At 50.1% G+C, this 25,325-nt stretch carries 19 protein-coding genes; 12 read left to right on the top strand and 7 right to left on the bottom strand.

The genetic code is table 11. From position 1 onward, the window contains the following. Positions 1-211 precede the first annotated feature (211 nt). A complete protein-coding gene (locus tag WJT86_RS01915; RefSeq protein WP_407066892.1) occupies positions 212-1,144 on the bottom strand; it encodes a cell wall hydrolase in 933 nt (310 codons plus the stop codon). A 469-nt stretch (positions 1,145-1,613) separates the two neighbouring features. Between WJT86_RS01915 and sppA the strand changes: the two genes are divergently transcribed. From sppA to WJT86_RS01855, 12 genes are all read left to right on the top strand, one after another. Beyond that, the gene (gene sppA, locus WJT86_RS01910) at positions 1,614-2,582 is read left to right on the top strand and encodes a signal peptide peptidase SppA (protein WP_346336277.1); all 969 of its coding nucleotides are present in this window, start codon (positions 1,614-1,616) and stop codon (positions 2,580-2,582) included. A gap of 35 nt (positions 2,583-2,617) precedes the next feature. Beyond that, positions 2,618-2,902 carry an integration host factor subunit beta gene (gene ihfB / locus WJT86_RS01905; RefSeq protein WP_346335798.1) on the top strand — a complete coding sequence of 95 codons (285 nt, stop codon included), beginning with the start codon at positions 2,618-2,620 and terminating at the stop codon, positions 2,900-2,902. Between the two features lie 14 nt (positions 2,903-2,916). After that, complete coding sequence (locus tag WJT86_RS01900) at positions 2,917-3,258, top strand: lipopolysaccharide assembly protein LapA domain-containing protein (protein ID WP_346335797.1); 342 nt, start codon at positions 2,917-2,919, stop codon at positions 3,256-3,258. A 43-nt stretch (positions 3,259-3,301) separates the two neighbouring features. Then, a complete protein-coding gene (locus WJT86_RS01895) occupies positions 3,302-3,961 on the top strand; it encodes a phosphoribosylanthranilate isomerase (protein ID WP_346335796.1) in 660 nt (219 codons plus the stop codon). Between the two features lie 139 nt (positions 3,962-4,100). Then, positions 4,101-5,321: a tryptophan synthase subunit beta gene (gene trpB, locus WJT86_RS01890; RefSeq protein WP_346335795.1), complete on the top strand. Its 1,221-nt coding sequence runs from the start codon at positions 4,101-4,103 to the stop codon at positions 5,319-5,321. Further along, entirely contained in the window at positions 5,318-6,151 is an 834-nt protein-coding gene (gene trpA / locus WJT86_RS01885; protein WP_346335794.1) for a tryptophan synthase subunit alpha, read from the top strand. The genes trpB and trpA overlap by 4 nt, the downstream gene beginning before the upstream one ends. A gap of 133 nt (positions 6,152-6,284) precedes the next feature. After that, complete coding sequence (gene accD / locus WJT86_RS01880) at positions 6,285-7,190, top strand: acetyl-CoA carboxylase, carboxyltransferase subunit beta (RefSeq protein WP_346335793.1); 906 nt, start codon at positions 6,285-6,287, stop codon at positions 7,188-7,190. Positions 7,191-7,278: 88 nt separating this feature from the next. Then, entirely contained in the window at positions 7,279-8,604 is a 1,326-nt protein-coding gene (locus WJT86_RS01875) for a bifunctional folylpolyglutamate synthase/dihydrofolate synthase (RefSeq protein WP_346335792.1), read from the top strand. A 132-nt stretch (positions 8,605-8,736) separates the two neighbouring features. Beyond that, complete coding sequence (gene addB, locus WJT86_RS01870; RefSeq protein ID WP_346335791.1) at positions 8,737-11,874, top strand: double-strand break repair protein AddB; 3,138 nt, start codon at positions 8,737-8,739, stop codon at positions 11,872-11,874. Next, the gene (gene addA / locus WJT86_RS01865; RefSeq protein ID WP_346335790.1) at positions 11,871-15,368 is read left to right on the top strand and encodes a double-strand break repair helicase AddA; all 3,498 of its coding nucleotides are present in this window, start codon (positions 11,871-11,873) and stop codon (positions 15,366-15,368) included. The genes addB and addA overlap by 4 nt, the downstream gene beginning before the upstream one ends. Before the next feature lie 93 nt (positions 15,369-15,461). After that, positions 15,462-15,782 carry a thioredoxin gene (gene trxA / locus WJT86_RS01860; protein WP_346335789.1) on the top strand — a complete coding sequence of 107 codons (321 nt, stop codon included), beginning with the start codon at positions 15,462-15,464 and terminating at the stop codon, positions 15,780-15,782. 198 nt (positions 15,783-15,980) lie between these two features. Further along, positions 15,981-17,687, top strand: coding sequence for a SulP family inorganic anion transporter (locus WJT86_RS01855; RefSeq protein ID WP_346335788.1), 1,707 nt, complete (start codon positions 15,981-15,983; stop codon positions 17,685-17,687). A 40-nt stretch (positions 17,688-17,727) separates the two neighbouring features. Here the strand turns inward: WJT86_RS01855 and WJT86_RS01850 are convergent, their stop codons facing one another. From WJT86_RS01850 to dapB, 6 genes are all read right to left on the bottom strand, one after another. Further along, positions 17,728-20,784, bottom strand: coding sequence for an efflux RND transporter permease subunit (locus WJT86_RS01850; RefSeq protein WP_346335787.1), 3,057 nt, complete (start codon positions 20,782-20,784; stop codon positions 17,728-17,730). Then, a complete protein-coding gene (locus WJT86_RS01845) occupies positions 20,784-21,833 on the bottom strand; it encodes an efflux RND transporter periplasmic adaptor subunit (RefSeq protein ID WP_346335786.1) in 1,050 nt (349 codons plus the stop codon). The genes WJT86_RS01850 and WJT86_RS01845 overlap by 1 nt, the downstream gene beginning before the upstream one ends. Positions 21,834-21,985: 152 nt before the next feature. Further along, positions 21,986-22,921: a hypothetical protein gene (locus WJT86_RS01840; protein ID WP_346335785.1), complete on the bottom strand. Its 936-nt coding sequence runs from the start codon at positions 22,919-22,921 to the stop codon at positions 21,986-21,988. Between the two features lie 157 nt (positions 22,922-23,078). Continuing rightward, positions 23,079-23,702: an alpha-ketoglutarate-dependent dioxygenase AlkB family protein gene (locus WJT86_RS01835; RefSeq protein ID WP_346335784.1), complete on the bottom strand. Its 624-nt coding sequence runs from the start codon at positions 23,700-23,702 to the stop codon at positions 23,079-23,081. 14 nt (positions 23,703-23,716) lie between these two features. Then, on the bottom strand, positions 23,717-24,337 hold the full coding sequence (locus WJT86_RS01830) for a 2,3-bisphosphoglycerate-dependent phosphoglycerate mutase (RefSeq protein WP_346335783.1): 621 nt from the start codon (positions 24,335-24,337) through the stop codon (positions 23,717-23,719). A gap of 128 nt (positions 24,338-24,465) precedes the next feature. Then, complete coding sequence (gene dapB, locus WJT86_RS01825) at positions 24,466-25,266, bottom strand: 4-hydroxy-tetrahydrodipicolinate reductase (RefSeq protein WP_346335782.1); 801 nt, start codon at positions 25,264-25,266, stop codon at positions 24,466-24,468. Between the last annotated feature and the right edge of the window lie 59 nt (positions 25,267-25,325).

The raw sequence follows: 25,325 nt of genomic DNA, 5'->3' as shown, positions 1-25,325 counted from the left end.
CATTCACCGGAAAGACAGATGCCAGTAAATTTCCAGATACTAATTACCCAAACAGACGCGCTTCAAGCGGCACATGGCAAGATGCAAAGTGTCTGATAATTCACTTGCAGGTCAGACTTTCTAACTAACTCAGCCCCATTAATCGGAATAAATCTGCCTGATGATAATAAAAAAGGGGCCATACGGCCCCTTTTCAATAAGCGGTAAATTTTTACCGGGCAACATTTGTGCTGCTGATAGCCAGACGAACTGGTTCAGCAGAAGAAGGTGCAGTGGCAGCGTGCTGATCTGGCTTAGCCATACCAAGCTGGCTTGGACGGCGTGGTGGAAGCGGTGCCAGCTGGAAAGCATCAACAGAAACTGGAGCAATCGTGCTGCTCTGCTGTCTTGCAGGAGCTACTAAAGTGTTTGTTTCAGCAGCAGCTGTTCTGGCAGCTCTATCCATATCCACGATAACAGCACCGGGACGCATCGGAGCAGTAAAGCCGTTATCCTGACTGAAAGCAGTCATTGTTGGTGCAGGTGCAGCAGGTGCGACGTAAGCTGAAGCTGTCGTAACCGGTGCCGGAGTGAACGACTGCTGTGGCTGCTGATAAATAGCCATCTGGATAGGGGCAGTCTTACCTCTGTGATAGAAAGCATTACCACCTGCAACAGTGACATAGTTCATGTTCGGGTAGTTAAACTTCAGACCAGCCATGTGGAAATACCGGGCATCACCAACCTTGGCGTGCCGCTGACCGGAAAGAATTTCATCTGCAACGGCCATTGCACGGGCACGGGACTGAGGTTCAGTCATTGAACGCGTCAGAACACCTGGAGCAAACTGGCGTGGAGCACCAACGACACCACAGATATTGGTACCGCCATGAGCGGCCTCAACACGGTTCATCACAACTGAACCGACGGCTAACATGCCTTCTGTGCTGGAACGGTTGGATTCAAAGTACATAGCGCGGGCGAGACACTCACGCTCAGAACGGGAAGCTACCATCTGCGGCCGCTTCTTTGTCCAGACAGCTGTCTTCTGGACAGCCATTTTGCCGGTTTCCTGATTATTGTCTGCAACTCTGTCAGCACATGCTGAAACCGAAACTGCAATCCCAACTGTCATTAGAAGGGCAAAGTATTTTGATTTTGTCATATATCTCACGCAGAGGCTGAAGGAACTTACAGGAACCCCGTAAAATCCCCAATCTGTGGGTTAATACGAAACTTCAATTCATAGGGTGTGTATCATAAAGATTTTTAAAATGGTACCTTTTGAGGAAAATTCAGAAGGAATTTCAGCTATATAGCGTGTAAAAAATTTTAAAAGTTTTGTTTCTTCAAACAGTTACAAGAATAAATTTTGCACGATTTTTTAATGATAAATGCACAAAAACTGCTGATTTCATCCTCCAAAGAGGCCCTTTCACCGCACTGATATAGTCGTCTTTTCCAGCACCTCGTGACTGATTCTTGAAAAATTATACCATCAACTATTGACATACTTTATTGATCATCAACACGGTTGATACTAGAACAGAAGACACTTATGTTAAAAGCATCAAGTGGTTACCCTGTTTTTCAGGCCGCCCGTTCATTTTTTGGGAGCAGCGAACCTCGTGTCAATTCTCAGTGATGCCGATATCATTGCCGATCGCCGTAGAATGAGGCGTAAACTGACTTTCTGGCGGGTTCTGTCCATTCTTATTCTGGTTCTTGGTCTTGTTAGTGCAGGCATGTTTATTGGCCGCAATTCACTTGATGGCAGCTACAAGAATCATATTGCCCGTATTTCAGTCAGTGGCCTGATTGTTGGCAGCGAACAGATGGAAAAGCTGATCAAACAGGTCAGCGCATCATCATCCGTCAAAGCCGTCATAGTCAGTATTGATAGCCCTGGCGGCACAACGACTGGTTCGGAAAAGCTGTACAGAAGCCTGCGCGCGCTTGCTGCGAAGAAGCCTGTTGTGGCTTTTGTTGATGGCAACGCGGCTTCCGGCGCTTACATTACGGCGATTGCAACCGATCATATCGTTGCACGTGAAACCTCAATTGTCGGTTCAATTGGCGTTATCATGCAATATCCCAATGTTGCTGGGTTACTTGATAAGGTTGGCGTCAAATTTGAAGAAGTGAAGTCATCTCCGCTCAAGGCAGAGCCATCGGGATATAAGCCAACATCACCAGAAGCACGTGAGGCTATGCAAAAAATCATTGCTGACAGCTTCACATGGTTCAAAGGTCTTGTTGCGGATCGCCGCGGCTTGAAAGAGACAGAACTGGCAACCGTTGCAGATGGTCGTATTTTTACAGGCCGCCAAGGTTTGCCTCTTAAACTGGTTGATGAATTAGGTGACGAGCGAACCGCTGTTGCATGGCTTGAGACCCAGAAAGGCATAGAAAAAGGGCTTTCCATTAGAGAATGGAAACCTAAGTCATATGAAAACCTTTCATTCTTGAGCACATTGGCTTATGGTGCAGACTTACTCGGTTATGAGAAAGTTGCAGATAATTTTCGCCGGGCGGGGGAAAAGGCGGCAGCCTCGAACCTTGACGGGCTGCTGGCTCTCTGGCAGCCTTCCCTTAATAACTAACCGCGCCAATTGGCCATCATTAAAGATTAGCTGAAATGATCAAATCAGAACTCGTTCTTCGCCTTGCTGAGCAAAATCCACACCTCTATCAGCGCGACATCGAGAATATCGTGAATGCTATTCTCGACACTATTGTCGATGCCCTCTCACGCGGTGACCGCGTTGAGTTGCGTGGCTTTGGTGCTTTCTCCGTCAAAAAGCGTGATGCGCGCAAGGGTCGCAATCCACGTACAGGCGAAGAAGTCGCCGTTGATGAAAAGACTATCCCGGTTTTCAAAACAGGCAAAGAGATGCGTCTTCGTCTCAACGGAAAAGCCTGAGTCTGATATTTGTCATGATTCGTTTTCTAAAAGTGCTGGTCTTCATTCTTGTGGCAATGGTTGTGGTCTTCCTGTCCATTGCCAACCGGCACGCTGCGACCTTATCTCTTGACCCATTCTCACAGGTCGCTCCGGAGTTTTCAATTACAGCTCCACTGTTTCTTATTCTGTTCGGGGCAGTCGCTTTTGGCGTCTTTATCGGCGGCACGGCAGCCTGGTGGGCTCAGCACAAAAAACGTAAAGAGCTTCGCCAGTCCAAGCGCGAGATTCGCAATCTGAAAGCGGAAGCAGAAAAAATGCGGGAAGAGGCAGCAGCCAGAAATCCTGTTTTACCTGCCCCAGATAGAGTAAACTGATCCGGCAAGATATTGCCGGGTTCCCAAAACAGGGAACGATAAAATGGCAAATCAACTGATTAAGATATGCGGCCTGTCAACGCCCGAGACATTAGCTGTTGCGGTTGATGCTGGTGCAGACCTCGTAGGCTTCGTTCATTTCCCCAAAAGTCCGCGTCATGTTTCCCTTGAAACAGCTGGCAAGCTCATGCATCAGGCTGATGGCAAGGCTAAGCGCGTTATTCTGACAGTTGATCCGGATGATCAACTGCTTGATGAAATCATGACAGTAGCCCGCCCTGATCTGCTTCAGCTTCATGGTTCCGAAACTATAGAACGCACCAAAGAGATTAAGACACGGTATAATATACCTCTGATTAAAGCCTTAGGTGTTGCAACGGCTCATGACCTTGTTCAGGCACAAAAATTTGAAGGAATTGCTGATCTTCTGCTGCTGGATGCCAAACCCGCACCCACATCAGAAATCCCCGGCGGCAATGGCATTCCCTTTGATTGGGAACTGTTGGCTCATAAATCCTTGGGCCCACAATACATGTTATCGGGCGGCTTGACCCCTGACAATATCGACCGTGCTATCCGGCTGACACACATGCAAGCTGTTGATGTCTCATCTGGTGTTGAAAGCAGCCGGGGCATCAAGGATATCGACAAAATTCAAACTTTCATTGCGAATGCCCGCGCAGCCTGGCGAAGCGGCGTATAATTTATCGCAGATCATCTTATCGCACGGATGATCCCTCCTCTTGCCAAGTGAGGAGATTTCCTGTCATAGACATTGCGTAGGCCCGTCACGTTACGTGCTAGCGGACCACGCACAGACCACCGATGAGAAGGCTAGAACCGTGGGCGCTGATAATTTACCGAATTCATATCGCACCGGACCTGATGAACAGGGCCATTTTGGCATTTTTGGCGGACGCTTTGTCGCTGAAACCCTGATGCCGCTTATTCTGGAGCTGGAAAAGGCCTATGAAGAGGCCAAGAATGACCCGAGCTTCAAAGCGGATATGGCCAGCTTCATGACCCATTATATCGGTCGTCCAAGCCCGCTCTATTTTGCTGAGCGTCTGACGGAGCATACCGGCGGCGCGAAGATTTACTTCAAACGTGAAGAGCTCAACCATACCGGCGCGCACAAGGTCAACAATGTGCTTGGCCAGATTTTGCTGGCCCGTCGTATGGGCAAGAAAAGAATTATCGCCGAGACAGGTGCAGGTCAGCACGGCGTTGCGACAGCAACACTCTGCGCACGTTTCGGTTTGGAATGTATTGTTTATATGGGTGCCGTTGACGTTGAGCGCCAGAAGCCAAACGTTTTCCGCATGAATATGCTGGGCGCCAAAGTTATTGCCGTTGAATCCGGTTCAAAGACCCTGAAAGACGCTATGAACGAGGCCCTGCGTGACTGGGTCACCAATGTAGATAACACCTTCTATTGCATCGGCACAGCAGCTGGACCACATCCTTACCCGCAAATGGTTCGTGATTTTCAGTGTGTTATCGGCAATGAAACTCGCGAGCAGATGCTGGCACAGGAAGGCAGGCTGCCGGATTCACTGGTGGCTGCTGTTGGTGGTGGCTCCAACGCAATTGGTCTGTTCCATCCGTTCCTTGATGACAAAGACATTGAAATGTATGGCATTGAAGCAGCCGGCCATGGCGTTTCAACGGGCATGCATGCAGCATCCCTGACAGGCGGACGCCCCGGTGTCCTGCACGGCAACCGTACCTATCTTCTGATGGATGATGATGGCCAGATCACCGAGGCTCATTCTATTTCAGCCGGTCTTGATTATCCGGGTATTGGCCCAGAGCATTCATGGCTACACCAAATTGGGCGTGTTAAATATCTGCCATGTACCGATCAGGAAGCACTGGATGCCTTCCAGAGCTGCTCGAAGCTTGAGGGTATTGTTCCGGCTCTGGAATCTGCCCATGCCGTTGCCATTGCAACGCAGATCGCAGCAAAGAAACCAAAAGACCATCTCATGGTCATCAATCTGTCAGGCCGTGGAGACAAAGACATCTTCACTGTTGCTGAGCATCTGGGAGCAGACCTATGAGCACACGCATTGAAGCCCGTTTTGCAAAATGCCGTTCAGAAAACAGAGCTGCCCTTGTTACCTACGTCATGGCTGGCGACCCTGATTATGCGACAGCCCTTGATCTCGTAAAACAGCTTCCGGCTGCCGGGTCTGACATAATTGAACTTGGCATGCCATTTACCGATCCAATGGCTGATGGCCCTGCCATTCAGGCCGCAGGCCTGCGCGCTCTGGCCAATGGCCAGAATACTATCAAGACATTGCAGATGGTCCGGGAGTTCCGCAAAACTGACGCAGACACCCCAATCATCCTGATGGGTTATTACAACCTTATCTATGTCTATGGTGTTGAACGTTTTCTGGCTGATGCAAAAGAAGCTGGTATTGACGGCATGATCATTGTCGATCTTCCGCCGGAAGAAGATGAAGAGCTTTGCATTCCAGCCTTAAAAGCAGGCCTGTCCTTCATCCGTCTGGCAACGCCAACTACCGATGATGCCCGTTTGCCAACCGTTCTGACAAATACATCCGGATTTGTTTATTACGTCTCCATCACCGGAATTACCGGCACTGCGACACCTGATTTCTCAAAAGTTGCAACAGCCGTTGGACGCATCAAGCAGCACACAGACCTTCCGGTTGTTGTTGGCTTTGGCGTTAAAACCGGTGAACAGGCAACAGAAATCGCCAAAGGTGCTGATGGCGTTGTTATTGGCTCTGGCCTGATCAATGCTCTCAAGGGTACGCTTGATGCCAATGACAAGCCGACAAATGGCTCAATTCCGGCTGTTCTTGATCTTGTTAAAGAGCTAGCAGCAGGCGTCAGAAAAACAACAAAATCATTCTGATAAGATAGGATATGGCGCAACGGGCCTTTTCTGCTATAAAGGCCCTTCGCCAATTGTCCGGGGATGATCTCCGGACAAGGCTTTTAAAGAAAGAAAACCTTCCCTGTGAAGGTGACGGATTTAGGTACTACGTATGAACTGGATTTCTGAAGTCGTTCGCCCGAAGATCAAAACACTCTTCAAACGCGAAACGCCCGAAAACCTTTGGATCAAATGCCCTGAAAGCGGGCAAATGGTTTTTCATAAGGATGTAGAAGCCAACCAGTGGGTTATCCCGGTTTCTGACCACCATATGCGTGTCAACGCAACCCAGCGTTTGCAGTATATGTTTGATGGTGAAACATGGCTGGATGTTCCTGTTCCGGAAGTCGCAACCGACCCGTTAAAGTTCCGTGACGAAAAGAAATACGTTGATCGTCTGAAAGATGCCCGCGCCAAGACCGGCATGCAGGATGCTTTCAAGATCGGTTATGGCCGTGTTGACGATGTCCCGATGGTTATTGCCGTTCAGGACTTCTCCTTTATGGGTGGTTCACTCGGCATGGCAGCTGGCGAAGCTTTCGTCAAAGCAGCCGAAACTGCCATTGAAAAGAAGACACCTTTCATCCTGTTCGTTGCATCTGGTGGCGCGCGTATGCAGGAGGGCATTCTCTCTCTGATGCAGATGCCACGTACAACTGTTGCGGTACGGATGCTCAATGAAGCCCGCCTGCCATATATTGTTGTTCTGACCAACCCAACGACAGGTGGTGTCACTGCTTCCTATGCAATGCTTGGCGATATTCACCTTGCCGAACCGGGAGCACTGATTGGCTTTGCTGGTCCTCGCGTTATCGAACAGACAATTCGCGAAAAGCTGCCAGAAGGCTTCCAGCGTTCAGAATATCTGAAAGATCACGGCATGGTTGACGCCGTCGTTCACCGTCATGAACTGAAACCAACAATTGCCCGTCTTTGCCGCCAGTTGATGCATTTCGCATTGCCTGAAGCAAAAGCTGCACCAAAAGCTAAAGAACCTAAGGCCAAGGCTGAGAAATAAGGTCTTCTGACCTTTTCATATCACGACTCTTTACGGCTGGTTGGGCAGAAGTTCTACCAGCCGTCTGATTATGGTGGTTATCTGCGCTATGGATTCATCCGACGCCATTATTGCCCGTTTTCTGGCGCTACATCCCAAGGCTGTTGATCTGTCTCTCGACAGGATTCAGCGCCTGCTTGAGGATCTTGGCAATCCACACAAGCGTTTACCACCAACAATCCATGTTGCGGGCACTAATGGTAAAGGTTCAACCATTGCCACCATGCGCGCCATTCTGGAAGCAGCAGGCGTTTCAACCCACGTCTACACATCACCACACCTTGTGCGCTTCCATGAACGCATTCGCCTCGGTTCCCCAACAGGTGGACGATGTGTATCTGAAGATCGGTTACTGGAAGCCTTGCGCCGTTGCGAAGCTGTGAATGCCGGGCGTCAGATCACGGTTTTCGAAATGACAACCGCCACTGCCCTTCTGTTATTTGCTGAAGAGCCAGCTGATGTTCTCTTATTAGAAGTTGGTCTTGGTGGACGGTTTGATGCCACAAACGTGATTGATGAGCCTATCGCGTCAGTTGTAACGCCTATTGGGCTTGATCACGCAGAATTCCTTGGCACCGATATCGTCAAGATTGCCAATGAAAAGGCAGGTATTTTCAAAAAAGGCTGCCCGGCAATTATTGCCCCCCAGTTTAATGCAGAAGCAGATAAAGAACTTTATCGCACAGCCGTAGAGGTCGGGGCTTTCCCAATTCTTGTCGGCAATCAGGATTTCTCTGTTCACGAAGAACGAGGTCGTCTCGTTTATCAGGATGAAACAGGCTTACTGGATTTGCCACGCCCCAAACTTGCCGGACGTCACCAGTTCATCAATGCCGGAACAGCTATTGCAGCCCTACGCGCAACCAAATTCGGCAGTTTTGAGCAGGCAGCCTTTGAGAAGGGACTTGAGCAGACAGAATGGCCCGGCCGTCTGCAAAAACTGAAGCACGGTAATCTGGTCAATCTGGCACCCCAAGGCTCAGAATTATGGCTTGATGGCGGACATAACATTGATGGAGCAAGGGTTCTCTCACAGGCCATGGCTGATCTGGAAGAACGTCATGCTGCTCCACTCGTATTGATTTGCGGCATGCTGGGCACAAAAGACTCACAAGGCTTTCTGAAACAATTTGTGGGTCTCTCCCGCGACCTCGTAGCCGTTTCAATGCATAACCAGATTGCCGCCCGTTCGGCCGATGAAATCAGGGACATGGCAAAAGACCTGGGCTTTGCAGCAAGCAGTGCGGCAAGCATTGAGGCTGCCATTACCTCACTCAATAAGTACGCATGGGAAAAACCGCCACGTATCCTCATCTGTGGTTCTCTTTATCTTGCAGGCGAAGTCCTGGCAGCAAATGGAACACCACCTGTTTAAATTATCGGCATGAAAAATGCCGCCATCCAGCCAGCAAGATTGTCGGGATAAGAAAACTCTCGTATCATCCAGCTGGTTGGAAGGGACTGATCCGGGTTCCTTCCGCATCATAACGACTTTCAGAAGCAGCCCGTGCAAACCAGAGCCCCATCTCAACCAAAAGTCTTTTCCATCCCGCCGGGAACGGACTTTTTGTCATGCCTGACAGATGCCCTGTTGAGTGGGCAGCTGATACCCGGGTTTCCGGCTGAGCATGCTGACCTTGCTGATCTGACGATTTATCTTCCTACCCGCCGTGCTGCACGCGCTTTGATAATGCTTCTGGCAGAACGGATGGGAGGTAAAACATTATTGCTTCCAAATATCGTGCCTCTCGGTGAAGTTGATACTCTCGGGCTTGATCTCTCAGGTATGGATGCTTTTGCCGAGAATCTGCTTGCACCACCCATTGGTACAGTTGAGCGCCGGATGATCTTTGCCCAGCTCGTCCAGCAATGGTCAAAGGCAATTGATAAAAGTCTGGTTGGTCTTTCTGACAGCCTCCCGTTTATTGTGCCGTCATCACCCGCGGATGCCGTCGGGCTTGCGGGCGATCTTGAAGCCTTGATGGATCAGTTCACGACGGAAGATGCCCCTTGGGATCAAATAGCGGCAGCTGTTGATGCAGATTATTCAAACTACTTCAAACTCACTCTTGAGTTTGTGAAAATTGCGACGGAAAGCTGGCCGCAAATTCTTGGTGAACGCAATGCCAGTGATCCAGTACAGCGCCGCAAATTCCTGATTGAAGCTGAAGCACAAAGACTGGATAGCGAGCAGCCAGACAAGCCCGTTATTGTTGCAGGTTCAACCGGTTCTGTTCCTGCAACAGCAAGATTAATCTCGGCCATCTCCCGACTGCCCAAAGGCGCAATTGTTTTACCCGGCCTTGATACGGAACTTGATGATGCAAGCTGGGAGCTCATTGGCTCTGTCGGTGACGATGAAACCGATGCCGTACACGGGCACCCCCAGACAACATTACATCGCCTGCTCAAACAGTTTATTAGGCTTCCACGCAGTGAGGTCAGGCCACTTGGGCAACCCTCCCCTTCTCTTGCCCAACGTAACCGCTTTTTCAGCGAAACCCTTCGCCCGGCTGAATCGACAGATTTATGGGCGGCTATCAAAGCAGATGAACGACTTGAACTTGCAGCGATCGGGACTGAAAGCCTAACTTTGATAGAAGCATCTGACGAGCGGGAAGAGGCGCTCGCCTGTGCGGTAGCATTACGTGAGACTCTGGAAACTCCGGGACATACGGCGGCTCTCGTTACACCGGACCGCGGGCTTGCCAGCCGGGTTAAGGCAGAGCTGCTGAGATGGGGCATCGAAGTTGAAGATTCCGCCGGCACAGCTCTCTCTCACGCCCTTGCTGGAAAGCTTGCGCGCCTCGCCGCAGAGACTGCCGCTGATGATTTCAGCCCGGCAAGTCTGCTCGCTCTACTCGCCCATCCTTTTGTGACATTTGGTATTTCCCGCCAATCTGTCGAAGAGGCCACAAGTGCTCTCGAAATCGGAATTTTACGTGGCCCTGCTCCGGGCCCAGGATTAAACGGTTTACGAAGTGCTCTAGCAATCGCTCGTGAGCAGGATGCATATCGCAAACCTGCCCCATGGAAGCGGATTGGCGATGATGGCTGGCAGCTGGCCGAGAATCTGGTTACGCAGCTAGAGCAGGCATTCACTGGCTTTTCACCATCGGATTTCCCAGAAGAGACCAACCTTGCAACAATCTCCATTGCCCATCGCAAGGTTGTGGAAGCGCTCTACCCGGATGATGAAATCTTTGATGGCTCCCAAGGTGAACTGGAAGCCCTGTTTAATGAGCTGGAGCAGGTTGACCCAAGCATCGGTGTCACTGGCCGGTTTATAGATTATCCTGCCTTTTTCCATGCTTTGGCTTCAGAACGCAGCGTTGCTCCACCCGGACATCTCAGTCATCGGCGTCTGAAAATTCTGGGCCTTCTGGAAGCGCGTCTTCTTTCTGCTGACAGAATTGTTCTGGGTGGTCTGGATGAGGGTATCTGGCCACCAAGTATTAGAACTGATGCTTTTCTGAACCGCCCGATGAAAGCAAAGCTTGGGCTCATTCCGCCAGAGCGTCGCATTGGTCAGACAGCACACGATTTTGTACAGCTTGCCTCCGCAAATAATGTCGTTATCACGCGTGCCACCAAGCGTGATGGATCCCCAATGGTTCCTTCCCGTTTTCTCCAGCGGATGAAAGCATTCAGTGGTGATGAAGTTTGGAATAGCGTAACCCGTCGCGGTGATTATTATCGCAAGCTTGCCGCTCTGGTTGAATATATGGAGCCATCAGCACCCCTTAAACGCCCGACCCCACAACCAGATCCTCGCTACTTTCCGCGTTCTCTCAGTGTTACTGAAATTGAGACACTTCAGCGTGACCCATATGCAATTTATGCCAAGCACATCCTGAAGCTTGATGCTCTGGACCCACTTTCACAAGCACCGGGAGCAGCAGATCGCGGTACGATCATTCATGATGTTGTTGCGCAATTTGCCAGCCAATGGCCGAATGACCTACCAGAAGATGCGCTGGCTGAATTGCTGCAAATGGGGGCAGAGGCTTTCAAGGATATCCATACCGCCTTCCCGCAGGTTTATGCCGAATGGTGGCCGCGCTTTGAGCGGCTGGCTCACGAGTTCATTGCATGGGAACAGGCACGCCGTGGGGATATCCATAAGCTGCTGGTTGAAGAATCCGGCCGCTTATCTATCCCACTGGAAGATGGCAGCGTCTTTCTGCTTCGTGCCCGTGCTGACCGGATTGAAAGCCATAGAGATGGCAGTGCTACCGTTATTGATTTCAAAACGGGACGCCCTCCGGGAGTCAAAGAGATATTTGCAGGCTTTGCACCACAGATGACTCTTGAAGCTACCATGCTCCTTGAAGGAGCATTCAAGGATATTCCTGTTCCTTCTGAGGCACCTGACCTGCTTTATATCCACGCCAGTGGCGGCAAACCTGCACTCGATCAACGCCCGGTCAAACCTGAACGGGGTGAAGAACGCACTGTTGCAGATATCATTGCTGAACATCGCCGGAAGCTTGAAGTTAAACTGAATAATTTTGTGATGGGTCGGGTTCCTTACACGTCTCGCCCCTTCCCGAAATTTGCCAAACGTTACTCTGATTACGACCACCTTGCCCGCGTCAAGGAATGGTCCCTGACCAGTGGCGAAGATGGGGGAGAGGCCGAATGAGTGATCTGGTTATCCCCCACCATACCATTGCATCACAGCATAGAGCTGCCGACCCCCGCGCTTCTGCCTGGGTGTCGGCAAATGCGGGCGCAGGTAAAACAAAAGTTCTGACAGATCGTGTGCTGCGGCTGCTCCTTGCCGGCTCACTACCCGGCCGTATATTGTGTCTGACCTTCACCAAAGCCGCAGCAGCGAATATGTCGATCAAGATATTCGAGCGCCTTGGGCAGTGGGTTGCGATGGATGATAAAACGCTCGCAGCACAGCTTGAAGAGCTGGAAGGCAGAAAACCAAGCCGGGCGGACCTGCGCAATGCCCGCCGTCTGTTTGCCCGTGCTATTGAGACGCCGGGTGGTCTGAAAATTGAAACCCTGCACGCCTTCTGTGAACGTCTGCTTCATCTTGTGCCATTTGAAGCCAACGTACCGGCTCGTTTCAATGTTCTGGATGAGAATCTCGCTGCTGAATTGACAGAGCGTATGGTCTCCTCAACCCTGAGCGACATCATCGGTGGTCTTGCACCACAACTTACGGAAGCATGGACAATCGTCAGTGAACTTGCCAGTGGAGATGGTCTGCGCACTGTCTTGCAGGCGGCCATGCGTGATCGCACTCTGGCATCAGAAGATGGCCTGCTTAAGATGGAGCAGAACCTTGCTGTTGCCCTCAAGGTTGATTCGCTAAAGACGGCTCAAGATTTACGTCAAAGTATTTTAAATACCGGAATCCCAAGAGACAGGCTTTCAGAGATTGCCTCTACCCTGCTTGCCAGTTCCAAAGCGACAGATCGTGATCGGGCCAGTGATATCCAGACATTCCTCACCAGTCTGGACAATACAGCTCAAGCCTTTGAAAGCTATCACGCTATCTTCTTCACATTAGCCGGTACGCCACGCTCCGATCGGGCCTTTGTCACTCAGAGTATCGACGAATATACCCGACAGGAGCTATTTGATGAGCGAGACCGCCTAGCAGGCTTATCAGACAATCTTAAGGCTACAGAAGCGTTTGAGCGAACAGTTGCTCTGTACAGACTGGCCCATCATATCCGTCACCGCATTGAGGTTGAGAAAACCCGTTGCGGTGCGCTCGATTTTGATGATCTGGTGCATAAAACGCTGGATGTGCTGTCTCGTAGTGATGCTGCATGGGTACTTTATAAACTTGATCGGGGTATTGATCATGTCCTCGTTGATGAAGCGCAGGATACGAACCCTGAGCAATGGCAGATACTGCGTCTGATTACTGAAGACTTCACTTCAGGTATTGGCATTGAAAAGCAAAGAGACAGAACGCTTTTTGCAGTGGGCGATCCCAAGCAGTCAATTTATGGCTTTCAGGGCGCTGCTCCCCATGAGTTTGAAGCCAGCCGGGTTCACTGGTCACGGCATGTTGCAGATGCTGGTATGCGCTTTGAGGATGTCCGTCTGACCCTCTCATTCCGTTCAGTCAGAGCTGTTTTATCGGCCGTTGATGCCACATTTGCTGTTGGAGAAAACTTTAAAGGTCTCTCATTCGAGGCTGGCGCCTCTGGCACTATCCATGAAAGTGCGCGCCCCCATGCGCCCGGGCAGGTTATCCTATGGCCTGTTGAAGAACCACAAGAGGCAGAAGAGCCGGAAGCATGGGTAATCCCGCTTGATCAGCCAGAGGAAACCTCACCTCCTGTCATCATTGCCCGCCGCATTGCCAGAACGGTTGAGCGCTGGATTGAGCGCGGTGATGAAGATGGCCGTATCTGGAATGCCGGAGATATTCTGGTACTGGTGCGTAAACGCGGTGCCGCATTTGAGGCTGTTATTCGTGCCCTGAAAGAACGCGGCATCCCGGTTGCAGGGCAGGACAGAATTGATATTGGCGCGCATATTGCCGTGCAGGATCTGATTGCTGCAGGTCGTGCAGCCCTTCTCCCTGAGGATGACCTGACACTGGCAACAGCTCTTAAATCCCCACTGGTTGGTTTGACTGAAGAAGAGCTCTTCCGACTTGCCGCTGATCGGCAAGAGCTTGAATCTTTAGCCGCTGCAATTAACCGTCATGCAGAAAATGGCGATAAAGCAGCCGTTGAAGCCCAGATTAATCTCGCAGCATGGCGTGAGGTTGCCCGTGATTTCGGGCCATTTGGTTTCTTCGCCACCTTGCTCGGTCATATGGAAGGGCGGGCACGGCTTGTGGCCCGTCTTGGTATGGAAGCCGGGGATGCGATTGATGCCTTCCTGACCTTTGCCAAAAATGCGGAATCTAGCGAGACACCTTCTCTGCTAACATTTCTTAATCGTTTTGAGACAGCTTCACATTCCATCAAGCGTGACTTTGAGTCTAACCGCAATGAAGTCCGTGTCATGACGGTTCATGGTGCAAAGGGGCTGGAAGCCCCTGTTACTATTCTGATTGATGGCGGGGATGTCTTGGGTCGTGACCCCGCGCTCATTCCCGTATCTTTCAAGAATACAAATGTCCCGGTCTGGACAACAAAGAAAATGGATTGTGAGATTACGGGGATTGCCCGTTCAAACCTGCGTTCAAAGGGAATCGAAGAACATAACCGCCTGCTTTATGTTGCCATGACACGCGCGAAGGACAAGCTTCTCGTTGCTCCATTCAAGACGTCCAGCCGCAACACCATTCAGCCGGAAGCCTGGAGCGAAATGATCCGCACCGGTCTTGAGCGCGTACCACAGAACATAAAGACGCAGCAGGAAGATTTTGGCACCGTTACAATATGGTATGAGGGTGACAGCAGAACCCAGTTACCGCTGCAACCCCCATCTGTTAAAGAAGAGGCACTTGAGCCTCCATATTGGCTCAAAACCCCTGTTCAACCTGAACCAGAACCTTTGCCACCCCTGCGTCCATCAAACGTACTGGGAGCTGCCGAACCACCTGTCATCTATCCAGACCCACGCAAGTCATCTGGCAGCAAAACATCCGGTAATCGTCTGAAGGGAGCTAAAGCACGACTCAAGGGCACGCTCACTCATGCCCTGCTTGAGCGATTACCCAATATCCCCGAAGCAGATCGGTTGACACGTGCAACAAATTACATTGCACAACAGGTGCCCTCATGGCCTGAAACCGAGCGCTCCAAACTCATCAATGATGTCTTGATACTTTTAGGCACTGATGAACTGAAACCATTATTCGGAGCAACAGCTCGGGCTGAGGTTCCCATCACCGGAACATTGCTTACCTCCGCTGGCCCACTTCCTGTTTCAGGACAGGTTGATCGTTTTGTCGTCCTTGAGAATCAGGTTCTCATCGCAGATTTCAAATCGTCATTCAGACCGCCAGAGCATAGCCAGCCTGTGCCACAGGAATATGTCGCACAGCTCGCCCTTTATGCCGATTTGCTTACTGAACTTTATCCGCAACATACGATCAAAACCTTTGTTATCTGGACAAACGGGCCGGTTGTCCGGGAAGTCTCTCACGACGAATGCGCCAAAGCACTCCACGATATCAAAAATTCAAATACCTTTGACTTTAGCTTTTAAACGCCTTGATTCTTTGGAACAGGGCACCTACTTTGCAGCAGTGACAATGCAAAGATTCTTACGCGATACGCGTTCTTTTGATGAGGTAATACCATGGCTACCGTAACGGTGACCGACGCCAGCTTCGAACAAGAAGTACTCAATTCTTCAGAACCAGTTGTTGTTGACTTCTGGGCTGAGTGGTGCGGACCTTGCCGCATGATTGCACCGGCTCTTGAAGAAATTTCCAACGAAATGGCTGGCAAAGTAAAGGTTGCTAAAGTCAACGTTGACGAAAATCAGAACATTGCTTCTCAGTTCGGTATCCGCTCCATTCCCGCTCTTTTGATCTTCAAGAATGGTCAGCTGGCTGGTCAGCGCGCAGGTGCAGCTCCAAAGGGCGATCTGACAAAGTGGATTGAATCTACAATCTGAGGTTTGTGGGCAGGGAGATTTTGGAAAATCTTTCCCAGATCATGACCGCGCGCTTTCGAAGCACATGAATGGGCTTCCAATAAGCTAAAACCAAGGTATGTTGTAACCATTGGCTACAACATACCTTTTTTGTTGGCCAAATCTGTCTATGCGGAGCAGATATAAAAATATCGCTCTGCTTTTTTGGGGCTGATTGAATTGACGACACGCGCTTCAAAAGCACACTGGCTTGAACTTTACACGCCAAAACTGATTACTATTCTGCGTGAGAAATATGGATTTAAGGACTTTCAGGCTGATGTTATCGCCGGATTGACCGTTGCCATTGTTGCCTTGCCACTCTCAATGGCAATTGCCATTGCTTCCGGCGTCACACCAGATCGCGGACTTTACACGGCAATTGTGGGTGGTTTTCTCGTTTCACTTCTGGGCGGAAGCCGTTTTCAGATTGGTGGCCCGGCAGGAGCCTTCATTGTGCTCGTTGCAGCCGTTGTTCATCAGTACGGTATTGATGGTCTCATTCTCGCAACCACTTTATCAGGCATTATATTTATTGCCATTGGGTTGTTACAACTTGGCACCTTCATCAAGTACATTCCGTTTCCAGTTACTGTTGGCTTCACAACAGGCATTGCCGTCATCATTTTCGCCAGTCAGGTTAAAGACCTGTTTGGGCTGACACTTGTGGCCCCGGAGCCCGGCCCACTCTTGCCTAAATTGATGGTGCTTTGGGAATCGTTCCCATCCATATCTGTAGCTGCAACTGTCTTAAGCGTAGCAACTATTGCCATTATCATCAGTATTCAGAAGTTAGCACCCAAAATACCGGGCATGCTGGTTGCCATCACTCTGGCATCTATTGCGGCAGCCTTATTCGGATTGCCTGTTGAGACAATCGGTACCAAGTTCGGTGGTATCCCACGTTCTCTCCCAATGCCATCCCTGCCAAAAATATCACTTTCAAAAGTTATCGAGGTTCTTCCTGCTGCCGTCTCCTTTACGCTGCTGGGCAGTATTGAAAGCCTGTTATCAGCCGTTGTCGCTGACAGCATGACCGGTCGTCGGCACCGTTCAAACTGTGAGCTGGTTGCACAAGGTATTGCCAACATCGGTTCAGCCTTATTTGGTGGCTTCTGTGTTACCGGCACGATTGCCCGCACAGCAACAAACGTCCGTTCAGGTTCTCACGGCCCGGTATCGGGCATGCTTCATGCGGTCTTCCTGCTGCTGTTCATGCTGATTGCGGCACCATTAGCAGGCTATATCCCGTTGGCTGCTCTTGCCGGTGTTCTGGCAGTTGTTGCCTGGAATATGGCAGAGAAGCATGAATTCAATGTTCTGATGCGCGCATCAGCAGGTGATGCAGTTGTTCTGCTGGCGACCTTCCTGCTGACCATATTCCGTGACCTGACCGAGGGCATTGTTGTTGGCTTCAGCCTTGGTGCCCTGTTGTTTTTACACCGCATGGCAACCTCTATTCGTATTGAAAACAATCTGCCGGATAACAGTGTTGATATCCCTGACATGGATGACAACAGGACAGAGTATGATTCCACTCTGGTCAAGGATGACAGAATTGTTGTCTATCGCATCTCTGGTGCTTTCTTCTTTGGTGCAGCAGGTACTGTAGGTAAAGCACTTGAACAGGCTTCTGCCTGGCCGGAAGCCATTATTATCGATTTCTCGGATGTTCCGATTATCGATTCCACGGCATCAGCTACAATCAATGCATTTATTGGAAAGGCAAAACGTAACCAGTCTGTGATTTATCTGACGGGAACGCGTCCAGCTGTTCGGCGCAGTCTGCTCGCCCATGGCATTAAATGGCCACTGGTTCATTATCAGGCTGATATTGATACTGCGATTAATATCGTCAAGGACAAACTGGTATCGGAGGAAAGCTAAGACAGTGGTGACTGGCTTATTCTGAAATCAGTCACCAATCTTAATCTTCTTTCTCTCCAACAAAACGACCTAGTTTTCGTCCCAGAAAACCTGACAGGTCATCAATCAGGATAAAGAAGGCTGGCACAAACACCAGCGAAAGAACAGTTGAAACCGTCAGGCCGCCGATAACGGCAATCGCCATTGGTGCACGAAATTCACCGCCAGAACCGAATGCCAGTGCGCTTGGCACCATACCTGCAACCATAGCCAATGTTGTCATCACGATGGGCCGGGCCCGTTTTCGGCCTGCATCAACAATTGCATCAATGTGATCCCAGCCCTGGGCCACACGCTCCATTGCAAAATCCACCAGCATGATTGCGTTTTTGGTCACAATACCCATCAGCATCAGAATGCCAATCACAACCGGCATCGAAATGGAATTATTGGTCATCAGCAATGCGAGAATGACCCCACCGATACAGAGCGGCAATGACAGCAAAATCGTGAATGGTTGCAGGAAGTTGGAAAAGAGAAGGATTAGAACACCAAGCACCAGCATTAGGCCAATACCCATTGCCTGAGCAAAGCCTGTAAAGACCTCTGTCATCACTTCAATATCGCCAAACTGGCGAATCTCAACACCTGCCGGTCGGTTTTTGACAGCAGGCAGTTCCATGACTGCCGCAACAGCCTCACCAAGAGCATCTGTTCCCTTGAGGTCAGCCTCCAACGCAATCCGCAATGCGCGATCATAACGGTCAATTGATGAAGGCCCGCGTCCAAGCTCAAATTCTGCAATCGTACTGAGCGGCACAGCGCCATAAGCTGTTGGTACTTTCAGAGTCTGCAAAAGGACAATATCACTGCGCGCCCGGTCTGGGAGTTGCACCCGGATAGGTATCTGCCGGTCATCCGCACTGAATTTAGCGAGATTTGCCTCCACATCACCAATAGTCGCAACCCGAATTGTTTCTGCAATAACATCCGTTGAGACACCCAGTTCAGCAGCAATTCCTGCACGGGGACGCAACCGAATTTCAGGCCGGTCCAGTGGTACTGTTGAGTAAACACTTTCAAGTATCGGAATAGTCTTCATTTCCCGCTGCATGGCATTTGCGGTGGCAATAACATCGCTTTCGTTTGAGCCTGCAACCGTTAGACTGAACGCACGCTGTCCACCATCATTTAAAGCATAGAAACGAACATCCGGAATGTCAGAGACAATCTTGGTAATTTTGGATTCAAGCTGTTTTTGTCTCAGCGAGCGTTCACCCTTCGGAACATAATTCACGAATAAGGTTGCCATACGGATATCTGCCCCTTGGGGCATCTTGGCGCCACCACTGACAATCACTGACTTAACTTCAGGCATCTCGCGTAACTGCCTGGTTATTTCATTTGTCACACGGCGTGTATCAACCAAACGCGCACCGGGAGGTAACTCAGCAACAAAAACAGATCTATTGATATCTTCTTCCGGCATGAAGGCTGATGGCAACAACCCTGTCGACATAATCGAAAGCACAAAGAAGCCGAAGCCTATGGCAAGCGTACGGTATTTATGCCGGACAGACCAATCGACAAGTTTTGTATAAAAGCTGAGAACCGTACCGTCTTTTTCTTCAACAGCCTCATGCGCTCTAAGGAAATAGGCGGTCATGAGAGGTGTAATTAAACGTGCAACCAGAAGTGAAAACAGAACGGCAACAGCAACTGTGATACCAAACTGTTTAAAATACTGACCAGCAATACCCTTCATGAAACTGACCGGAGCAAAGACTGCAACAATGGTCAGGGTAATAGCAATTACGGCAAGGCCAATTTCATCTGCTGCTTCAAGAGAAGCCCGATATGGCGATTTGCCCATACGCATATGGCGGACAATATTCTCAATCTCAACAATCGCGTCATCAACCAGAATACCCGTCACAAGCGTAATACCAAGCAGGCTGACGAGATTAAGGGAATACCCTAGCAGGCTAATAACCCAGAAGGTCGGCAATATTGATAAAGGAAGTGCAATTGCCGCAATAACAGTTGCTCTCCAGTCCCTAAGGAATAGGAAAACCACAATTACGGCAAGGAATGCACCTTCCAGCAAGGTATGCATTGCAGACTGATAATTACCGACGGTGTAAGTGACTTCAGTATCAATCAGTTCAAGACGCGCTTCCGGATGTTTTTTGCCGAGCTCAGCAATCTTACGGCTAACTGCTTCGGCGACAACCGCATCACTTGTACCCGATGCCCGGGAAATCGAGAAAGCAACAACCGGATCGCCATTATAAGTCGCAAAAATACGTGGTTCCTGCGAGGTATCCGAGATTGTAGCCAGCTCATCAAGGCGCACTTTACGGTCACCCGAGAGCACAATACTCGTTGCCGCCAAAGTTTGAAGTGTCTGCGCACCGCCAAGCGTTCGGATAGACTGCTCCTGACCGCCCAGCTCTCCGCGCCCGCCTGTGAGATCAACACTTGTCATACGCAACTGCTGATTAATCTCAGCCGCCGTAACACCGAGAGAAAGCAGGCGATCGGGACGTAATGTTACCCGTATTTCACGATCTGCTCCACCGATACGCCGAATCTGGGAGACACCTGAAACACTTTGCAGGTTCCTTGCAATCACATCATCGACGAACCAAGACAATTCTTCAGTTGTCATTGCAGGGGCATAGGCCGCGTAGGTTGCAATCGGCAAACCTGCAATATCAAATCTCTGTACAATTGGCTCATCTATACTACGTGGCAGATCTGCCCTGATTTTTGAAATGGCATCCTTAACATCGTTCAATGCCCGGTCTGAATTGATTTCCATCTGGAATTCAATGGACGTCGAAGACGTTCCTTCAGAGATTGTTGATGTGATATGTTTGACGCCATTAACACCCGCAACAGCATCTTCAACCTTCTTGGTTACCTGATTTTGTAACTCAGCAGGTGCTGCCCCCGATTGCGTTACAGTGACGGATATGAGCGGAAAATCAATATTAGGGAAACGTGTGATTGGCAGACTGGCAAATGAGAAAAGACCGAGCACCGTTAAGACGATGAATAAAACGATAGGTGGGATCGGATTTCGAATAGCCCAAGCCGAAACATTTAAACGCATCAAGGTTCCTTCCCGGATGCATTTGAAGCCGGATCAAACACACGAACCTGATCGCCGTCCTGTAAGAAACTGCCGGAACGGGCAACAACGATCTCACCTTCTGTAAGGTTTTCAAGAATCTGTATGAAACCCTCACCACTGATACCCGTTTTGGTATTTCGCGTTTCAATCTTATTGTCTTTAATAACCTGTAGGGTTGTACCATCAACACCATAAATTACGGCAGTCATCGGTACAGCAATACCTTTCTGACGCGCCAGTTCAACGGTTGCAGACGCGAAAGCTCCAATATGCAAGCCCTGATTGCTTTCAACGGCAATGCGTACCTTACCCAGCCGCGTTTTGCGATCAACTTCCGGATAAACCAGGCGAACTGTCCCATGCAGCTGATGTTTGTCATCAATGCTAATAAGAGCGGAAGCCCCCTCCCGGAAACTTAAAAGCTGTGTTTCAGGGACATCCGCTTCAAGCTCAATCTGCCCATTGGCGATAATCCGGAACAGAGGCTCATTGGCAGAAGAAACGACCGCACCGACACGCGCCGTCTTACGGCTGATAATGCCAGCCTCTGGGGCCTTGATATCTGTATTATCCAGTTTGACCGCAGTCTCTGCACGCTGCGCTTCTGCAATTGCCAAACCATTACGGGCAGCAGCCAGACGTCCTTCTGCGGCACGGGCGGCTGATTGTCGTTGTTCCAGCTGCGCATCCGTTGTATTGCCGCTTTTACTGAGGGCGATTGTTCGCTGTAAGGCTTTCTGTGCTTCAATATCAGAGGCCTCAGCCTGAACAATCTGATTTTTAGCCTGTTCGATTGTAGCGTCGAGCTGTGCTATCTGGGCTTCCAGAATTCCGCGGGACAGGCGGGCCAGAACCTGACCTTTCTTGATCTCGGCGCCTTCATCCACCAAGACCTCAACCACGCTGTAACCATCAACTTCTGGCGTAACCAATATCTCCTCAAAGGGGACTAATGTACCGGTAACGCTCGTGCTCTCAACAAGATCACGTACTTCTGCCCGCACAACTGTTACAAGCGGTGCAGGCACCGGTTCTGCCTCCTTGTGCCCGGACCAGCTTCTAACGATAAGAAATCCGACAATAAGAAGTAGAATGGAGCCAACAACAATCGATCGTTTTTTTTGTATCTTTTTACCGAACCGAAGCACCGGCTCTCCTTTCATAATAGAAAGTGGTTTAGCTATTCTTTGAACTCAACACTATTGATCAGTGTCAGAAAGCGGCTAAGCGTTCCTGTACGGTTCTCAGATTTAACCATAGCCAGCATACGGATATAACCACCGCCACGAAAACGGATAGACTGCAATACCGTCACCTGTCGGGCAGACAGGGTATCAACGGCACGGGCTACAATCTCGTGCCAGTCATCACCCTTGAAGCGAAAATTCTCTGATCTTTCATAAAAGATATTCCGTAAGTTCTGACTTGAAGCAAGAAGCTCTCTGGCAAAACTGTCACGTGCATTAGGGTCAGCCGCGGGCGCACCCATAGAGACACCGATAACAATGACCGGCTGTTCACCATCCAGATTATTATCCTTCGGACCTTCCGTCAGAATAATCGAGTTACCACTGATAACACGGACAATCCGAAAACCTGCCAGATCTCCAATCGTAAATGGCAATGACTCTGCCTGCTGCTGCAAGCTGAGCGGGGCCCGTAAAGCGACCGTTTTCAAAGCCGCAATCATATCGGCATCCGAGAAGCCCTTTTTATCGACCGGTGCTTGTGCAATCACGAAGCCTGTCATTGTGCTGTCGCCCAACACCACAATCCATTTGCGGATTTTCTGACCACTGACGGTCTGCTGACCACCAACCAGCAACGCATCCTCACCATTAACCTTGAAATTTTGCCGAACATTTTCACGCAGGCCCTGACGTTTCAAACCAGCCTTTGTCAGATCAGACATGGCCTGACTATACGCTGTTGCAGGCAATTCAACAAACGTGATGGACGTCTGCAGCTCTTCATTCTCAAAACCTGAGAAACGATTTGAAAGCTGCATTTCTCCTGGAGGCTGGAGACCAATACGGGAACCTGCCGGATAAACGGCTTCAGCAGAAGCGACCGAAGACAAAACCAACAAAACAGAAACTATGAGCCAACGGATCATCGGGCGCTTTCCTCACAACGACATTTTGCTCATGACAACCAAATATGGCAATGCCAAGACAATCAAACACCTCTACAGTTAACCACAGAGAGTGAATCAAATACTAAGCCATGCATAATTCCGGAAAATAAATTTCGATATCCAGAATAAATTTTACTCAGGCAACAGCCGTTACTTTTCGAAGTGTCAGATTAATCCGCCCATCAGAGGGAACAAGCGTAGATGTGCCAGGAAACAGCCGATCTATGCCATGATAGACAAGTCGGAATGGTCCACCAAAGACAATTGCATCACCTGAGCGTAACCTGACAGACTTGGTAGGCGATGGTTTATCTTCTGTCAGACCGTAACGAAACAGGGCAGTTGCCCCAAATGATAGTGACACAATCGGGGCAGAAAACTCTGCCTCATCTTTATCCTGATGTAAGCCCATACGGGCATCTGAAGCATAATAGTTGATCAAGCAGGCATCCGGGTCTGCCGCGAAGCCGCTTAATTCACGCCAGGCCGCAAGTAAACGTGCGGGCATCGGTGGCCACGGGTTATGGGTCACTGGATGGTCTGGCTGGTAGCGATAGCCCTGAACGTCAGATACCCAGCCCAAAGGACCACAATTACTCATACGGACAGAGAAGGGCTTCCCCGTTTTAGGCATAGAGGGTGTAAAAAGGGGGGCCTGCCTGACAATATCTCGAATATCATCCAGCAGGCTCTGCTGAGCCTGCTGATCAAGGTAATCCGGGTAATAAACCAAGCCCGGAGCAAGAGTAAGAGCGGCCATATCTGCTTTAAAACTTACGCTTCGAGAATAGTCTTCTCGATAACGCTTGTGTCTGCATCCAGCTTATAAACCAGCGGAACACCTGTAGAGAGCTCAACACCTGGAATTGTCTGGGAGTTCAGACGGTCAAGAACCATGATCAACGCACGCAGTGAGTTGCCATGGGCCGCAACCAGAACGCGCTGCCCCTGCATAACGCGTGGAAGGATATTGGTGACGTAATATGGAAGCGCACGAGCAACCGTATCCTTCAGGCTTTCACCACCGGGAGGGGCAACATCATAAGAACGGCGCCAGATGTGAACCTGCTCCTCACCCCAACGCTGACGCGCATCATCCTTGTTCAGACCTGTCAGGTCACCATAGTCGCGCTCATTCAAGGCCTGATCATGAATAACTTCAATATTGGTCTGGCCTAGTTCTTCCAGAATAAGCTGGCAAGTTTTCTGGGCGCGCATCAGGTCAGATGTGAAGACAACATCAAAACCGATACCCCTCTGCTTCAGACGCTGTCCGGCTGCACGAGCTTCCTGAACACCGAGATCTGTGAGCTCAACGTTTTTCCAACCAGTAAAAAGGTTTTTGAGATTCCAGTCACTCTGTCCATGGCGGGCGAGAACAAGAAGGCGATCCATTGGTCTTCTCCGTAGCTTACTTGGTTAAGATAGCCAGCCCCTCTGAGAGACGCTGACGAATCCATGTTTATCTAGATGCGCACCGAGGCTTTACGCCAAGAGGATTTAGTGACGCATGCAAATGACAATTACAGGCCCAGAACGTCCGTCATGGTGTAATAACCGGGCTTTTGCTTAAAGGCCCATTGGGCTGCCTTTATGGCACCACTTGCGAAAATCCCACGATCTTCTGCACGGTGAACCAATTCAAGGCGCTCAGAAGCCCCGGCAAAGATAACACTGTGGTCTCCGATAACCGTACCACCACGCAAGGTTGCAAACCCGATAGAGCCACGTTCACGAGCCCCCGTGTGTCCGTCACGAACACGAACAGAATGTTCTTTAAGAGAGATTTCTCGGCCCTCAGCTGCTGCTTCACCCAGAAGCAAAGCCGTACCGGATGGTGCATCAACTTTCATACGGTGATGCATTTCCAGAATTTCGATATCGAAATCAGCACCGAGTGTTGCTGCGGCCTTTTTGACAAGGCCCGCCAACAGATTGACGCCAAGAGACATATTTCCGGACTGAACGATACGGGCATGCCGCGCAGCTGCGCGCAGCTTTTCGAAGTCCGGTTCTGTCAGACCCGTTGTGCCAATGACATGAACGATACGAGCCTGCGCGGCCAGTTCGGCATAGCCCAATGTTGCAGCCGGGGCCGTAAAGTCAATAACACCATCACAATTTGCAAACAATGGCAGAGGGTCGGTGCTCAACGGGATACCAAGTGGTGCAGGCAATCCGGCAAGCGCCCCGGCATCCTGCCCGACAAATGGTGAGTGTTCATGCTCTATTGCCCCAACCAGAGTACAATCCTCTGTTTCAGCAATTGCTTTGATAAGCATACGCCCCATGCGCCCCGAAGAGCCAACAACGACAAGTCGCATCCTATTCCCTCTTTTAAACTCTTTGCTACGTTCTCTTACGTTGCCAAGATTTGCAATAG

Source organism: Hohaiivirga grylli, assembly GCF_039655745.1.
Lineage (GTDB): Bacteria > Pseudomonadota > Alphaproteobacteria > Rhizobiales > Beijerinckiaceae > Hohaiivirga > Hohaiivirga grylli.
Note: the sequence above shows the minus strand (reverse complement) of the source record. Positions and strands in the feature narration are given on the sequence as shown.

Excerpts from the sequence above, each read along its gene's own strand:
- WJT86_RS01835 (WP_346335784.1), bottom strand. The coding sequence starts at position 23,702 with ATGGCCGCTCTTACTCTTGCTCCGGGCTTGGTTTATTACCCGGATTAC.
- trxA (WP_346335789.1), top strand. The coding sequence starts at position 15,462 with ATGGCTACCGTAACGGTGACCGACGCCAGCTTCGAACAAGAAGTACTC.
- WJT86_RS01895 (WP_346335796.1), top strand. The coding sequence starts at position 3,302 with ATGGCAAATCAACTGATTAAGATATGCGGCCTGTCAACGCCCGAGACA.
- WJT86_RS01850 (WP_346335787.1), bottom strand. The coding sequence starts at position 20,784 with ATGCGTTTAAATGTTTCGGCTTGGGCTATTCGAAATCCGATCCCACCT.
- WJT86_RS01830 (WP_346335783.1), bottom strand. The coding sequence starts at position 24,337 with ATGGATCGCCTTCTTGTTCTCGCCCGCCATGGACAGAGTGACTGGAAT.
- WJT86_RS01900 (WP_346335797.1), top strand. The coding sequence starts at position 2,917 with ATGATTCGTTTTCTAAAAGTGCTGGTCTTCATTCTTGTGGCAATGGTT.
- addA (WP_346335790.1), top strand. The coding sequence starts at position 11,871 with ATGAGTGATCTGGTTATCCCCCACCATACCATTGCATCACAGCATAGA.
- WJT86_RS01840 (WP_346335785.1), bottom strand. The coding sequence starts at position 22,921 with ATGATCCGTTGGCTCATAGTTTCTGTTTTGTTGGTTTTGTCTTCGGTC.
- accD (WP_346335793.1), top strand. The coding sequence starts at position 6,285 with ATGAACTGGATTTCTGAAGTCGTTCGCCCGAAGATCAAAACACTCTTC.
- WJT86_RS01915 (WP_407066892.1), bottom strand. The coding sequence starts at position 1,144 with ATGACAAAATCAAAATACTTTGCCCTTCTAATGACAGTTGGGATTGCA.
- dapB (WP_346335782.1), bottom strand. The coding sequence starts at position 25,266 with ATGCGACTTGTCGTTGTTGGCTCTTCGGGGCGCATGGGGCGTATGCTT.
- WJT86_RS01875 (WP_346335792.1), top strand. The coding sequence starts at position 7,279 with ATGGATTCATCCGACGCCATTATTGCCCGTTTTCTGGCGCTACATCCC.
- trpA (WP_346335794.1), top strand. The coding sequence starts at position 5,318 with ATGAGCACACGCATTGAAGCCCGTTTTGCAAAATGCCGTTCAGAAAAC.
- ihfB (WP_346335798.1), top strand. The coding sequence starts at position 2,618 with ATGATCAAATCAGAACTCGTTCTTCGCCTTGCTGAGCAAAATCCACAC.